Here is a 14025-nt window from a genome sequence, read left to right as displayed (position 1 = left end):
GACGGACGCGGCGCACGGCATTCCCCCGTATGGCGTGGGAATGCCGGGCGCCGCACGGGTGTTGGGGGGAGCATCGGAGTACTCGTGTTCCTCGGAACGGCCCGCAGGAAGGACCCCTTGTGACCGCCACCCTGTCCGACGACCTCAAGCAGCTCCTGGACACCCCGGTCTTCGTGACCGTGACGACCGTCCAGCCCGACGGCAGTCCCCAGGCCTCCCCGGTCTGGGTGAAGCGGGACGGCGACGATCTGCTGATCTCGACGACCGTCGGCCGACGCAAGGAGCGGAACCTCCGCCGCGACGCACGGGTCTCGGTCGTCGTCCAGCCCTTCGACGCCCCGTATACGTACGCCGAGGTCCGCGGCCACGCCTCGCTCAGCACCGAGGGCGGGCAGGAGCTGATCGACGAGCTGGCGCGGAAGTACACCGGCAAGCCGTACGCGGAGTTCAACCCGGCGGCGGCCGACGACGCCGAGCGCGTCGTGGTCCGGATCACCCCGCGCAAGGTGGTGGGCAGCATCTGACCAGGCCCCGGGACTGTCCCGGGGTGGGCGGCAATTCCGGCGAATCGGATGGTTGTGGCGGATCGGATTCCCTATGGCCCAATGGGTCGCGGGGCACTGCCTCGTTCCGACTACCCTGGTTCCGTGACGATTCGCCTGTACGACACCAGCGCCCGGCAGATTCGCGATTTCACCCCGCTCGTGCCGGGCTGTGTCTCGATCTACCTGTGTGGCGCGACCGTGCAGGCCGCCCCGCACATCGGGCACATCAGGTCGGGACTGAACTTCGACATCATGCGCCGCTGGTTCGAGTACCGCGGCTACGACGTGACGTTCGTGCGCAATGTCACGGACATCGACGACAAGATCATCAAGAAGGCGGACGAGCAGGGCCGCCCCTGGTGGTCGATCGGCTACGAGAACGAGGTCGCCTTCAACACGGCCTACGACGCCCTCGGCTGCCTGCGTCCCACCTACGAGCCGCGCGCCACCGGCCACATCCCCGAGATGATCGAGATGATGCGCGGCCTGATCGAGCGTGGCCACGCCTACGCCGCCGACGGCAACGTCTACTTCGATGTGCAGTCCTTCCCGGGGTATCTCCAGCTGTCCAACCAGGAGTTGGACAACCTTCGCCAGCCGTCCGGTGAGGGCGAGACCGGTAAGCGGGACCCGCGCGACTTCGCGATGTGGAAGGCGGCCAGGGAGGGCGAGCCCAGCTGGGACACCCCCTGGGGCCGCGGCCGGCCCGGCTGGCACCTGGAGTGCTCGGCGATGGCCCACAAGTACCTGGGCGAGGTCTTCGACATCCACGGCGGCGGCGTCGACCTCGTCTTCCCGCACCACGAGAACGAGATCGCGCAGGCCAAGGCGTACGGCGACGACTTCGCCCGGTACTGGTCGCACAACGCCTGGGTGACCATGAGCGGCGAGAAGATGTCCAAGTCGCTGGGCAACTCCGTGCTCGTCTCGGAGATGGTCAAGCGCTGGCGCCCGATCGTGCTGCGCTACTACCTGGGCACCCCGCACTACCGCTCGATGATCGAGTACAGCGAGGAAGCGCTGCGGGAGGCCGAGTCCGCGTTCGCGCGGATCGAGGGCTTCGTCCAGCGGGTCGTCGAGAAGGCCGGGGTCGTCGCGCCGGCGGACGAGGTGCCGCTGGCCTTCGCCGAGGCGATGGACGACGATCTGGGCGTCCCGCAGGCGATGGCGATCGTGCACACCACCGTCCGCCAGGGCAACTCCGCGCTGACCGCCGACGACAAGGAGTCGGCGGTGGCCCGGCTGGCCGAGCTGCGCGCCATGCTCGGCGTGCTCGGCCTGGACCCGCTCGACGAGCGCTGGTCCGGCGGCGGCACGGACCGCGGCGAGGACCTCCACGGCGTGGTCGACTCCCTGGTCCGCCTGGTCCTCGAACAGCGCCAGGCCGCCCGCTCCCGCAAGGACTACGCCACCGCCGACGCCATCCGCGACCAGCTCCAGCAGTCCGGACTCGCCATCGAGGACACCCCCTCGGGCCCGCGCTGGTCGCTGTCCTGACCCCCGTCCCGCCCGTCGCCGGCCACCAGGATTCGCCCTTCCCGGTGGCCGCGGGCGACACTCAATCCATACGTACGTACCCACTCCACGTCGCGAGACGTCGAGAGCAGTGAAGAAACAGGTGACCCATGGCCGGCAACAGCCAGCGCAGGAACCGCCGCACGTCCAACAAGAAGGGCGCGCAGGTCGGCAGCGGCGGCAAGCGGCGCCGGGGCCTGGAGGGCAAGGGCCCGACCCCGCCCGCCTCCGCGCGCAAGGGACACGTCAAGAACCGCGTCGCCAACGCCAAGGCGAAGCAGGCCGCGGTGCGCCGTCCGGCCCCGCGGCGCGGCGGTGCCAAGGGCACCGCGGAGCTGGTCGTCGGCCGTAACCCGGTCTTCGAGGCGCTGCGCGACGGCGTGCCCGCCACGACGCTCTACGTCCAGCAGTTCATCGACACCGACGAGCGGGTGCGCGACGCACTGCAGCTCGCCTCGGAGCGCGGCGACATCAATCTGATGGAGGCGCCGCGCCCCGAGCTGGACCGGATGACCAACGGCCTCAACCACCAGGGCCTGGTCCTGCAGGTCCCGCCGTACGACTACGCGCACCCCGAGGACCTGGCCGCGGCCGCCTTCGACGAGGGTGACGACCCGCTGATCGTCGCGCTCGACGGCGTCACCGACCCGCGCAACCTCGGCGCCGTGGTCCGCTCCGTGTGTGCCTTCGGCGGTCACGGTGTGGTCGTGCCGGAGCGCCGGGCGGCCGGGATGACGGCCGGTGCGTGGAAGACCTCGGCGGGCACCGCGGCCCGTACGCCGGTCGCCCGCGCCACCAACCTGACCCGGACCCTGGAGTCGTACCAGAAGGCCGGCCTCACGGTCGTCGGTCTGGCCGCGGACGGCGAGCTGGAGCTCCAGGACGTCGCGGCGCTGGACGGCCCGGTCGTCATCGTCGTCGGCAGCGAGGGCAAGGGCCTGTCGCGGCTGGTCGGCGAGACCTGTGACGTCCGGGCGCGCATCCCGATGCCGGGCGGCGCGGAGTCGCTGAACGCCGGTGTCGCGGCCGGTGTCGTCCTGTGGGAGGCGGCCCGCCGCCGCGGCTGAGTCCGGATACCCCGGGGCGGCCGGCACCCTTCCGTGCCACCCCGGGGCAAGGCCTGACCCTCCGTACGCCTTCGCCGGATCCTGTGATCTTTTGACGGGTCTCGGACAGATCGACCCGGTCAAGGCAGTGTCTTATACGCGAGTCACTCGGTTAGATGAGCGTGGACACCAGAACACCCCGCACGCCTACGGGGGGACGCTCGCCGGGCTTCGATGACGAGCCGGGCCTGAGCTCGGTCAAGGTGCCGTGCGATCCCGCGCAGGTCATCGTCAACCACGCCAGTTTCCGCGTACAGCTCGCCGCGCCCACGGCGGGCAACGCCCTGGCCGACACCGCGCGCATCCCCGTCATCCGGGGCTCGGCAGCCGGTGCCAGACGCCGGGCGCCCGTGGTGTGGAGCGGCCGCACCGCACCGGGCGGCACGGCCGGCGCCACCACCCAACTCCTGCACGCGGTGCGCGACTCGGGCATCGGCCTCGACGGCGGCCAGGGCGAGGACGTCGGCACGACCCAGGTCCTGCCCCGGGTCCGCCTCGGCGACGCGCCCCCCGCCCAGACCGTGATCGGCCAGCGCGGCCCCGCCGACTCCGACACCAAGCTGCTGCGCGGCGTCCGCCCCGTGGGCAGCGCCTACGACGACACCTACCGCGACACCCCCTACCGGAACACCTCGTACGGCAGCCGCGGCCCGCTCGACGACGGCTACGACGACGACCGGTTCGAGGCACGGGACCACTACGACCCCGGCGGCAGGCGGCGGGGCGCCGACACCGTGCGGCACGCGTACTACCCCGGCCGCCGGATGAACCTCGGCGTCGTCCTGCTGCCGCTGCGCATCTTCCTCGGTCTGATCTCCGTCTACGCCGGTATGGGCAAGCTCTGCGACCCCGTCTACTTCGACGGCGGTGAGCGGGGCTCGATGGTCAAGTGGCTGCTGTCGCTCGACCCCTGGGCGCTGGCGGTGCCGCTGCGCGACTTCGCCGTCTCGCACCCGGTCGGCGCCGGTCTGACCGTCGCCTTCCTGCAGGTCGTCGTCGGCGTCCTGACCATCTGCGGTCTGTGGCAGCGGGTCGCCGCGTCGATCGGCGCGCTGCTGTCCGCGGCGCTGCTGATGACCGTCACCTGGCGCACGGTCCCCGCCTACGACGCCCCGGACATCATCTACCTCGCCGCCTGGAGCCCGCTGATCATCGCGGGCGCCCCGGTCTACTCCGTGGACGGGCGGCTGGCCGGTGAGGCCTGGCGGCGCCTCGGCCCCCGCGTCGAGGTGGCCGATCTGCGGCGCCGGGTGCTGCGCCGCGGCGCCGTGATGACCGCGGTGGTGGCCGGGCTGACCCTGCTCATCGGCTCGCTGCTCGGCGGCGCCGTACGGTCCGCGACGGTCGCGACCGTGCCGCGGCCCGGTGAGCCCGCGATCAACAACCTGCCCGGTTCCCCGCTGCCCCGCCCCGGCAAGCGCGCCACCCGGCCCGGCCACCGGCACACCGGCAGCTCCGCACCGCGCTCCGGAAAGCCCACCGCGGGCGCCTCGCACAAGGCCCGCAAGCCGGGCACGCCGTCCGCCTCTGCCCCCGGCACCGGACGGTCGACGGGCAGCGGCAGCGGCCTCTCGCAGCAGCCAGGCGCGACCACCAGCGCCCCGCAGCAGACCGTGCCCACCCGACGGGCCCCGGTACCGAGCCGGGTACCGCCCTCGGCGGGCGGCACGGGCGGCGGCACCACCGGCACCGGCAGCACCGGCACCGGCAGTGGCGGCTCCGGAGGCGACTCCGGCCGCGACGCCCTGGGCGGCCTCCTCGGCTGATCCGCCGCCCCACACCGTCCCCGATCGCCCCGATCTCTCCGTACGGCTCTTCTGCACCGGCCGTCACGGGGAGGGAGGAGCGGTCGGGGACAGTCGTGTGCGGGGACGGCCGGGGACGGCTCCGGAGGCCCCAGTGACGGCTCCGGAGGCCCGAGGGCCGCTCCGGGCGGTGCAATCGGCGGCGCGGGAGCGTGGTGGGGGCAAGGGGGGTGCCGTACGGGCTTCCGGGGCTCCGTCGGGGCTCCGTCGGGGCTTCCGTCACGGCCTTGCGCGGGGCCCTCTCCGCCTCTCCACGCCTCTCAAAGCCTCTCAACGCCCTTGGGCGCTCAGCTCCTTGGCGGCCTCGGTGAGGTCCTTGGCGGTGTCGATGGCGCGCCAGTAGGCGCCCTGGGGGAGCGGGAAGCCGGCCAGCCGGCGTTCGCGGGCGAGGCGCGGGAAGGTGGTGCGCTCATGATCGCCGCGGTCGGGGAGCAGCTCCGTGAAGGCGGCGGAGAACACATAGACGCCGGCGTTGATGAGATACGGCGAGGGCGGCGACTCGATGAAGTCCAGCACATGCCCGAACGCGTCGGTCTCCACGGCGCCCCAGGGGATATGGGGGCGGGCCAGCGCGAGGGTGGCCTCGGCAGCGCGCTCGTGGTGGAAGGCGGCCATGTCACGGAGCGGGAAGCGGGTCCAGATGTCGCCGTTGGTGGCGTACCAGGGCTCGTCCGGGCGGGGGAGCGAGCCGGCCGCGTACTTGAGGCCGCCGCCGCGGCCCAGCGGTTCGGTCTCGACAACGGTCGTGACGCGCAACGGTAGTTGGGCCCGGTCCAGCCAGTCCTGGAGTACTCCGGCGAGGTGCCCGCAGGAGATGACCGCGTCCGTGACGCCTTCCTCGGCCAGCCAGTTCAGCTGATGGCCGATGATCGGGGTCCCGGTGCCGGGAATCTCGACCATCGGCTTGGGGCGGTCGTCGGTGTACGGGCGGAGACGTGAGCCCTGGCCGCCGGCCAGGACCACGGCCTGCGTGGGAGAGGAATGCTGGGCACCTGTCATGGATCGCACCCTATGCGGTGCGAGCGGGGGTCACTGGGCGGCGGCGACGCCGGTGGCGAAGGAGGTGTCGCAGACCGGGCGGGAGAAGGCCTGGGCGCGGTGTGCGGCGCCGTACTTGGTGACCGCGGCACGGCCGAGGTCACGGGCGATGGAGACGCAGTGCTTGGCCAGCGAGGGGCGCTTGGTGGTCGCCTCCTGGAGGTGGGTCAGCGCGACGCCCGGGTCCTTCTCCTGGAGCTCGACCAGGAGGCGCTTGCGCAGGGCCTCCTCGGGGGCGCGGGTGACGGTCTTGGTGGCGGCCTTCCCGGAGGACGCGGTCAGCATCTGTGAGTCGGTGGCCGTCGATGCCCACGGGACGGCGGTGACCGCGAGGGTCCCGGACAGCACGAGGACGACGGGAAGGACGAGGGCGAGAGTTCTGCCGATGCGGCGGGCTGCGGAGTTCACGGTCGCGATCGTAGCGAGGAGTGATGATTTGGCGACATTTGGTCACCATATCGAGGGACGCAATGGCTCGTCGGTGCGGTTGTGATGTTGACGCACGGGTGTGGAAAGTCGGGTTATGTCCCTATGTGGGGACGTGGTGACATGTAGGGACTTGGCACCGATGACAACGCAGCGGCGGCGGTACCGGATGCTCCCCGGGACCGCCGCCGCTCTCGCTCGTTCGCTCCTCAGCCCGTATCAGTCGGTGAGGCGCTCCCCGGACGACGTCGAGAAGACATGCGTCTCGCCCGGCCGCGGCACGACGTGCAGCCGGCTGCCCTTCTCCGGGACCTGGCGGCCGTTGACCCGTACGACGAGATCCTTGACCTCGCCGCCGACCTCCGCGGTGCCGTACACATAGCCGTCGGCGCCGAGTTCCTCGACGACATTGACCGTGACGGCCAGGCCGGCCGGCGCGTCCGCGGCCTCCTTGGACAGCGACTTCGCGGCGGCACCGTTCTGCTCGACGATCTCGAAGTGCTCGGGGCGCACGCCCACGGTCACCGTCCGGTCGCCCTTGTCGGCGGCCGCGGACAGCGCCTCACGGTTGACCGGGACGACGCTGTTGCCGAACTTCACGCCGCCGTCGGTGATCGGCACCTCGACGAGGTTCATCGCGGGCGAGCCGATGAAGCCCGCCACGAACAGGTTCGCCGGCCGGTCGTACATGTTCCGCGGCGAATCGATCTGCTGCAGCAGACCGTCCTTGAGCACGGCGACCCGGTCGCCCATCGTCATCGCCTCGACCTGGTCGTGCGTGACGTACACCGTCGTGATCCCGAGCCGGCGCTGCAGCCCCGCGATCTGCGTACGGGTCTGGACACGCAGCTTGGCGTCCAGGTTGGACAGCGGCTCGTCCATCAGGAAGACCTGCGGCTCCCGGACGATCGCCCGGCCCATCGCGACCCGCTGCCGCTGACCGCCGGACAGCGCCTTGGGCTTGCGCGCGAGGTACTCCGTGAGATCCAGGATCTTGGCCGCGTCCTCGACCTTCTGCCGGATCTCGGCCTTCGGCACACCGGCGATCTTGAGCGCGAAGCCCATGTTGTCGGCGACCGTCATGTGCGGATACAGCGCGTAGTTCTGGAACACCATGGCGATGTCCCGGTCCTTGGGCGGAAGGTGGGTGACATCGCGGTCCCCGATACGGATGGCGCCTCCGTCGACGTCCTCCAGCCCCGCGAGCATCCGCAGCGAGGTGGACTTGCCACATCCGGAGGGGCCGACCAGGACAAGAAATTCGCCGTCTTCGATGGCGATGTCCAGTTTGTCGACGGCGGGCTTGTCGGAACCCGGGTAGATACGGGTTGCCTGGTCATACGTGACCGTAGCCATGGTGAAAAGTCCCTTCACCGGCAGGAACGTGCCGGACGATCCGAGTAAAAGGAGTGGTGTAGTCCACTGATATGGACTCTCCGTGACGCTACCCGCGGCGGGCCCCCGTGTCAGCACCCCTGCAGTCACAAAATGGGAACCGGCATCCAGCACACCTGGGTACACTGCTTCACGCACGCCTCCTTAGCTCAGCTGGCCAGAGCACCGCTCTTGTAAAGCGAAGGTCGTCGGTTCGAATCCGACAGGGGGCTCTGAGCTTGAACAGGGAAGAAGCCCCGGGCCGGGAATGGCCTGGGGCTTCTGACATCTATGGGTGACATCAACGGGGACGGTCGGTCGCTCAGTCCCGGTTTAGCCGCCGTTTCAGTAGCCGGTCCATGTGGCTGATCGCTTCCCGTTGGGTGTCCTGGGCGACGTGGGTGTAGACGTCCATCGTCATGCTGATCTGGCTGTGGCCGAGGATCTCCATCAGGACGCGGGGAGCGACGCCGGCTGCCGTGAGCAGGGTGGCGCAGCCGTGCCGGGCGTCGTGCAGACGGATCGGGCGGAGGCCGGCCGAGGCGGTGAGCCGGGAGAAGGAGCGGTTGAGATTCCGAGGCTCGATGGGGCGACCGGAGCGGGTGGTGAAGACGAGGCCGGCCGGGTCCAGCTTGGTGCCCCGCTTCTCTGCCTCGTGGGCCTGGCGGAGCCGGTGCCAGCGGAGAGCGGCCAGGCAGATCAGGGGCAGCGGTACGGGGCGGATCTTCCCGGTCTTGGTGGTGTCCTGGTACAGCTCGCCACCGATGCGCTGCACCTGGTTGCTGATGCGGATCACCCGGCCGTCGAGGTCCACGTCCGACCAGCGCAGGCCGAGGACCTCACCGCGGCGGAGGCCCATGGCGATGGCGAGGACGAAGGCCGCGTAGAGCGGATCACGGCGGGCCTCTTCGAGGAACGTGAGCGTCTCGTCCAGCGACCAGGGCATGGTCTCGCGGCTGACGACCTTGGGAGCCTCCACGAGCGAGGCGACGTTGCGCGTCACCAGCTCTTCCCGGGTGGCTGCCGTCAGAGCTGTACGGAGCACGCGGTGGGCTTCCTTGGCCGTTGCGGGGGAGGACTTGCGGGCCACGTCGGCGAGGAACACTCGGACGTGGCGCGGGCCGAGGGTCTCCAGGCGCTTCGTGCCGAGCAGGGGCACGAGGTAGAGCCGCACGTGCATCGCGTACTTGCTGTACGTGCTGCGTTTCCGGTTGGGCTTGATCACGTTGTCCAGCCAGTACGGCAGCCACTCGGCGAGCTTGGCCGAGCGGGTGGGGACGGGGACGCCGCTGTCGACCTTGGCGAGGAGTTCGCGGCGCTTGGCGTCGCACTCGGCCCAGGTCTTGCCGTAGGCGAACTTGCGGGCGCGGGTGCCGTCGGGCTGGAGGACGTAGACCGCGCACTGGTAGCGGCCGTCCTTGCGCTTGGTGATAGTGCCGGCGCCGTTGGGGTTGCGCTTGCGCTGCTGCGACATCAGGCGGCCTCCTCGATCCGGTCGCGGATGTAGTCCTGCACTGCGTTTTCGGGGATGCGGCGGGCACGACCCTCGGTGATGGAGATGAGGCGCTTGGAGCGCATCAGGTCGTAGACCTTGGAGCGTCCGAACTTGAGCCGTGCCATGACCTCGGGCACGGTCAGCAGTTGGCCGGTGGCAGTGGTCATGTCCAGTCGTCTCCTTCTTCGGCTTCGAGTTCGGCGCGTGCTTCGCGTGCGGTTTCGCGGTTGGTCTGGATGTCGCGGGCGATGGTGGTGGCGAGGGCGGACTCGCCGGGGGTGTGGCCGTGGCCGACGTACTGCCAGTCGGTCAGGACGAGGACGGTGTCCGGCTCCAAGGGTTCGAGGCCGAGGGCTTCGCGTTCCTGGGCGGCGCGGAAGTCGGCGCGGGCCGCGCGCAGCTCGCCGAGGGTGGTCGAGTAGCGGCGGGACTTGGAGGAGAAGTGGCCGCGGAAGCCGAGCATGTGGGCCCAGGCCCAGAGGCGGCGGTCCGGGTAGAGCGGGTCCAGGGCTTTGCACGCGGTGATCAGGCGGCGGGTGTGTTCGGGGACGTGGTGGCGGTCCAGCTCGGCGAGTTCGCCGATGCGCCGGTCGAGGGTGCCGGTGGTCTCGGCGGCCTTGGTCGCGTACTTCGCCACGTAGGAGGCCACCGCCTGTTCGGTGATGTCGGAGCCGTCGCCGAATGCCTTGACCGGCCGCACGTCCAGCTGCGTGCCCCAGCGGAAGGTCCGGGCGGGTTGGTCCCCGGCTGCTGGGGCCGTGGCCGAGGTGTAGGAGTGTGCGGCGGCGGCGTGGATTGCATCGGTCAGTAGGTCGACGCTTGCCCAGGACGGCGGCGGTGTTCCGGGCCCGTCCGGTCCGTCGATGCGGATCACCGAGTGGAAGTGGAGGGCGCCGCGCTTCTGGAACTCGGCGACCTTGCCGTAAGAGATGCGGGCGGATTCCTTGAGGGCGCGTTGGGTGAGGCCGGCGCGGGCGGCCAGTTCGCGGCGGAGGCGGGTGGTGAATCGTTGCCAGAGGTCGCCCGCGTGGTTGTTGAACAGGACGGCGGCGGCGTAGTCGTACGTCGCGGGGGCCAGGGCAGTGCCGAGGGCCGGATCGTCTGTGTGGTGCTGGGCGCCGCAGCGGCAGACGCCTCGGTCGGGCCGGTTGTGCACAGGGCCGAAGGAAGGCGCGGTGAGGGTGGTGAAGACGCGGGGGTGGTCTCGGACGGTGCCGGGGATGTCGCGGCGGTTGTCTCCGGCCAGGCCTGCGCGGATGAGGTGGTAGGTGTCTCCGGCGTAGGTCCAGGCGCAGGCGGGGCAGCGGGAGGCGCGGCGGTTGCCGCAGGCGAGGCGGAGTCGTCCGCCGGGTTCGGACGCGGTCGAGTAGTGGTGCAGGGTCTCGCCCGACGTGCGGTCCTTGGTGAGGGTCCAGCCGGTGAGGTGGATGGGGTCGGAGCAGCCGCCGGTGCGGTGAATCTGGTCGGCCCAGCGGTCGTAGTCGGGGGCCGAAGCCACCCTCAGCAGGTCGCCAAGGGTGGTCGGGTCGAGGAGCGTGTCAGGCACGGGCGACCTCCCGTGTACGAGACGGGCGGGCGGCGGTGCGGTCCGTCATGATGGGGCTTCCTTCCGGATCTGCGGTTCGGACGGAGCACGGCTCCCGGGCGGCGGAGACTTGGCGGTTGAGGCCGCCCGGGGGCCGGTCAGCGGTGCGTGCGCCGGGAGGCGAGCAGCGAGCGGAGGACGACCGCGCAGACGGCGATGGACACCCCGCTGACGGCTACGGCCAGGAGCATCGAGACCAGGACGGCGCCGACGACCAGAACCACGGCCGTGCCACCGCCGACGAGGGCGACCGCGGTGCCGGGCGTGAGTTGAACCGCGGGGCGGGCCGGGGGCTGAGCGACCGGGGCCGGCGGCGGGGTGTGCCGCATGGTGCCGATCGGTTCGACGGAGGGCTGGGTGACGAGTCCGGTGGGCGTCGGGTTGGTCGGGACCTTGGGACGGAACATGGTGGATCTCCCTTCTGCGGGTGTTACTTGACGGCCGTGTCGATGGCGGAGGCCAGGAAGCTGTCGGCGAGGAGGTAGCCGCCGAGGAGGAACACGGCCACGAGCCACCAGGGCGGGCGGATGAGCTTGATGCCGAGGTAGCCGACGGCGATCAGAGCGAGCCAGAGCGGGACGTCCATGGGGGTCTCCTCAGTCGGTCAGTGGACGGTGCAGCGGTGGGTGCGGGCGGCGAGTTGGGCGGCCGAGCGGCTGGAGAAGTCGGCGGACCAGCCGCAGCGGTCGGCGGTGCAAACGGCGGCGTGCTTGGTGCGGCCGTGGCGGTCGCGGTAGGTGCCGATCTGTACGGGGCCGATCCGCATGACGGAGTGGAAGTGGTCGCGGGCGGGCATGTCAGTTGCTCTCCGTTCGGGTGGTCGTCGGGTCGGGGTAGGCGGCGCGGATACCGGCCGCGGTGGCCGGGTCGGCGGTGCGCTGGACGGCTTCCTCGGCGAGCAGGTGGGCGAGGTAGGGCCGGTCGGCGGCGGTCATCTCGCGGGCGCTGTCGAGGTAGTCCGCGGCGGTCAGGTCGGCCGGGTCACGGGTCACGGCCGTTCTCCCTTCCTGGTCAGGTGAGTTGGGCGGCGATGGAGTCGGCGAGCTGGGGCGGGACGCCGAGACGGGCCCGCAGGGTGTCGGCGTCGATCCGGTCTCCGGTCCGGGCGCGGTGTTCGTCGGCGACCTTGCGGGCGTGGGCGACGAGCGCGGCTGGGACGGGCGCTGGTGCGGGTGCAGGCCGAGGCGGTTCGGTGGGTGGTTCAGTCGCAGGGAGGTCGGCGGCTTCCCACTCGGGCGGACTGGCCGGAGGCTCAGCGGCCGCGACCGGAGCCGGGACGGGGACGGGGTTCGGTGCCGGAGTCACGTCGGCCGGCGGGGCGGGATCGGCTGCTTCGGCCGCAATCCGCGTATGGGCCAGCAGGGTTCCGCCGAGGAACGCGAGTGCGGGCCATCCGGCGATGCCGAAGCGGAGCCAGGCGGGCGGGTGTTGGAGGTCGAGGAAGCCAGCGGTCGCGACGTTGGCGCCGAGCGAGGCCACCAGGGCAATCACGAACCAGCACCAGGCGAGCCGGGACGGGCCGTCATTGCGGAGTCGCCGCCAGGCCGCGACCAGCAGCAGGTCGACGCTGATTGGGTAGGCCCACGCCTTCCAGCCGTCCTGTCCGGCAGCGGCGGCCAGGTCGTGGAGGTGGGCGAAGGAGAGCGCTCCGGCGATGACGGCTTGTACGAGGACGGCGTCCGGGCGGATGCGTCCCATGACGGTTCTCCTTCCGGGATCTGGCATGGAGGGGGTAGGGACCTGGCGCGTCGAGGTGGCGCCAACCTTGGAGCGGGAGGGTCAGGCAGTCGTGCTGGACGCCTTGGTGAGCCGCACGGCGGTGGAGGCCTGCGGGGCGACGGCGGGCCGGAAGGGCGCGAGCGCGGGCAGGTCCGGCGTGCGGTCGGCGTGCTTGTTGCAGAGGTTGACCGCTTCGCGCAGCGAGGTGTGCGGGGCGCGGATGCGGGACCAGCCACCGGTCGAGTCACCGGCGACCGCGATGCCGGGGGCGTCTGCGGGTATCTGGATGGCGGCTAGTACGGCGTCAGGGGAGATGTCGCCGAAGGCCATATTGGCGCTGGTCTCGTCGTTGACGCGATGCACGGTACGGGCGGTGAGCTGGGCCCGGAGCATGGTGATGCCCTTGCCGAGTTCGGAGCCGAAGCGCTGGCCGCAGATCTCCAGGTAGATGCCGGCGGCGCGGCCGAGCTGGGCCAGGCGGACGAGCGCGGTGATGATCCGGTCCCGGCGCTTCTCCTCCTCCTTGGAGGCGAAGAGCGCGAGTTCGGCCACCTCGTCCACCAGGACCACAATGGGCGTGGGACGCAGGTCTGCGGCCAGGTCCCAGATGTCGGCGGCGATCTCCGCGTCGGGGACGTTCACGCTGATGCGTTGTTCCTCCCGGACGAGTTGGTAGACGGACTCCATGTGCAAGACCAGGGCTTCGAGCAGATCGAGAGCGGCGTCCTGGTTGTCGGCGAGGGCGGAGAAGCGGCGAGCCAGCGGGAACAGCTCGACGCCCTGCTTGCAGTCGATACCGACGAGCGCGACGTCCTGAGCGGCGAGACCGGCCACCAGGTTGCGCTGGTAGACGGACTTGCCCGACTCAGTGGCGCCGAGGGTGAGCCCGTGCGGGACGGTCCGGTAGTCGCGGTAGTGGACCGATCCGTCCTCGCGCAGTGCGACGGGTACGCGCATCGGAGCGCGGTCGATCTTGGCGGGCATCTGCACGCACTTGAGCACGTCGTAGCCCGTCATCCGCAGTTCGATGACACCGGAGCGGATCTCCTGGGCGGTGACGCCGTACATCCCGAAGGAGTGCCGCAGCCGGTCGGTGGCGGAGGAGACATCGAAAGCGTCCTGGCCGGGCCGGAGTTTGAGCCGCAGGACGAGCCCGGTACGGGTCGGCCGGAGACGGAGGATGCGCGGAGCGCGCGGCTCGGGGGCTGGGCGGTCGGTCATGCGGGCGAGCGCGAGCCGCCAGCGCGGCGGCGGGACCGTCAGGCCACAGGCATCCATGACCGAGGCGTACCGGACTAAGACCCGCAGCGCGGCGAAGACGGCCCCGAAGGTCATCCAGTACCAGGCGGGGCGCCGCCACCGCAGAACGAGAGCGGTGGCGACGACCAGCAGCAGCACGACCGAGAGGCGGGCCATG

General features: G+C 71.1%; 16 protein-coding genes and 1 tRNA gene. 5 read left to right on the top strand and 12 right to left on the bottom strand.

Annotation, left to right across the window (positions count from 1 at the left end; all coding sequences use genetic code 11):
• The first annotated feature begins 119 nt into the window (after nt 1-119).
• From SLV14N_RS16260 to SLV14N_RS16245, 4 genes are all read left to right on the top strand, one after another.
• Nucleotides 120-524, top strand: coding sequence for a PPOX class F420-dependent oxidoreductase (locus SLV14N_RS16260; protein WP_208681561.1), 405 nt, complete (start codon nt 120-122; stop codon nt 522-524).
• Nucleotides 525-647: 123 nt separating this feature from the next.
• Nucleotides 648-2042, top strand: coding sequence for a cysteine--tRNA ligase (cysS, locus tag SLV14N_RS16255; RefSeq protein ID WP_263269830.1), 1395 nt, complete (start codon nt 648-650; stop codon nt 2040-2042).
• 128 nt (nt 2043-2170) lie between these two features.
• The gene (gene rlmB / locus SLV14N_RS16250; RefSeq protein ID WP_208681557.1) at nt 2171-3127 is read left to right on the top strand and encodes a 23S rRNA (guanosine(2251)-2'-O)-methyltransferase RlmB; all 957 of its coding nucleotides are present in this window, start codon (nt 2171-2173) and stop codon (nt 3125-3127) included.
• 155 nt (nt 3128-3282) lie between these two features.
• The gene (locus tag SLV14N_RS16245; protein ID WP_259670336.1) at nt 3283-4932 is read left to right on the top strand and encodes a DoxX family protein; all 1650 of its coding nucleotides are present in this window, start codon (nt 3283-3285) and stop codon (nt 4930-4932) included.
• 309 nt (nt 4933-5241) lie between these two features.
• Here SLV14N_RS16245 and SLV14N_RS16240 read toward each other — a convergent pair whose 3' ends face one another.
• The 3 genes from SLV14N_RS16240 to SLV14N_RS16230 form a co-directional block, all read right to left on the bottom strand.
• The gene (locus SLV14N_RS16240) at nt 5242-5970 is read right to left on the bottom strand and encodes a nucleotidyltransferase family protein (protein ID WP_263269827.1); all 729 of its coding nucleotides are present in this window, start codon (nt 5968-5970) and stop codon (nt 5242-5244) included.
• 30 nt (nt 5971-6000) lie between these two features.
• Nucleotides 6001-6417 (bottom strand): hypothetical protein, encoded by a 417-nt coding sequence (locus SLV14N_RS16235; RefSeq protein WP_208681555.1) that lies wholly within the window; start codon nt 6415-6417, stop codon nt 6001-6003.
• Nucleotides 6418-6654: 237 nt separating this feature from the next.
• The gene (locus tag SLV14N_RS16230; protein WP_263269824.1) at nt 6655-7791 is read right to left on the bottom strand and encodes an ABC transporter ATP-binding protein; all 1137 of its coding nucleotides are present in this window, start codon (nt 7789-7791) and stop codon (nt 6655-6657) included.
• A gap of 177 nt (nt 7792-7968) precedes the next feature.
• Here SLV14N_RS16230 and SLV14N_RS16225 point away from each other — a divergent pair.
• A tRNA-Thr gene (locus tag SLV14N_RS16225) sits at nt 7969-8042 on the top strand.
• Between the two features lie 89 nt (nt 8043-8131).
• Here the strand turns inward: SLV14N_RS16225 and SLV14N_RS16220 are convergent.
• From SLV14N_RS16220 to SLV14N_RS16180, 9 genes are all read right to left on the bottom strand, one after another.
• The gene (locus SLV14N_RS16220; protein WP_263269822.1) at nt 8132-9283 is read right to left on the bottom strand and encodes a site-specific integrase; all 1152 of its coding nucleotides are present in this window, start codon (nt 9281-9283) and stop codon (nt 8132-8134) included.
• Nucleotides 9283-9471: an AlpA family transcriptional regulator gene (locus tag SLV14N_RS16215; RefSeq protein ID WP_263269820.1), complete on the bottom strand. Its 189-nt coding sequence runs from the start codon at nt 9469-9471 to the stop codon at nt 9283-9285. Before SLV14N_RS16215 ends, SLV14N_RS16220 begins: the two co-directional genes overlap by 1 nt.
• Nucleotides 9468-10850, bottom strand: a complete 1383-nt coding sequence (repSA, locus tag SLV14N_RS16210; protein WP_263269818.1) for a replication initiator protein RepSA — start codon at nt 10848-10850, stop codon at nt 9468-9470. Before repSA ends, SLV14N_RS16215 begins: the two co-directional genes overlap by 4 nt.
• Before the next feature lie 137 nt (nt 10851-10987).
• Complete coding sequence (locus tag SLV14N_RS16205) at nt 10988-11296, bottom strand: SpdD-like protein (protein ID WP_263269817.1); 309 nt, start codon at nt 11294-11296, stop codon at nt 10988-10990.
• A gap of 23 nt (nt 11297-11319) precedes the next feature.
• Nucleotides 11320-11475: a hypothetical protein gene (locus SLV14N_RS16200; RefSeq protein ID WP_109891880.1), complete on the bottom strand. Its 156-nt coding sequence runs from the start codon at nt 11473-11475 to the stop codon at nt 11320-11322.
• Between the two features lie 18 nt (nt 11476-11493).
• A complete protein-coding gene (locus SLV14N_RS16195; protein ID WP_263269815.1) occupies nt 11494-11685 on the bottom strand; it encodes a mobile element transfer protein in 192 nt (63 codons plus the stop codon).
• Between the two features lies 1 nt (nt 11686).
• Entirely contained in the window at nt 11687-11881 is a 195-nt protein-coding gene (locus tag SLV14N_RS16190; protein WP_263269814.1) for a hypothetical protein, read from the bottom strand.
• Nucleotides 11882-11900: 19 nt separating this feature from the next.
• Nucleotides 11901-12587 carry a DUF2637 domain-containing protein gene (locus SLV14N_RS16185; protein WP_263269813.1) on the bottom strand — a complete coding sequence of 229 codons (687 nt, stop codon included), beginning with the start codon at nt 12585-12587 and terminating at the stop codon, nt 11901-11903.
• Nucleotides 12588-12668: 81 nt separating this feature from the next.
• Complete coding sequence (locus SLV14N_RS16180; protein WP_263269812.1) at nt 12669-14024, bottom strand: FtsK/SpoIIIE domain-containing protein; 1356 nt, start codon at nt 14022-14024, stop codon at nt 12669-12671.
• Between the last annotated feature and the right edge of the window lies 1 nt (nt 14025).

It is taken from the genome of Streptomyces sp. Je 1-4 4N24 (assembly GCF_026239515.1).
Classification (GTDB): domain Bacteria; phylum Actinomycetota; class Actinomycetes; order Streptomycetales; family Streptomycetaceae; genus Streptomyces; species Streptomyces nigrescens.
This window is presented reverse-complemented; position numbering and strand designations above follow the sequence as displayed.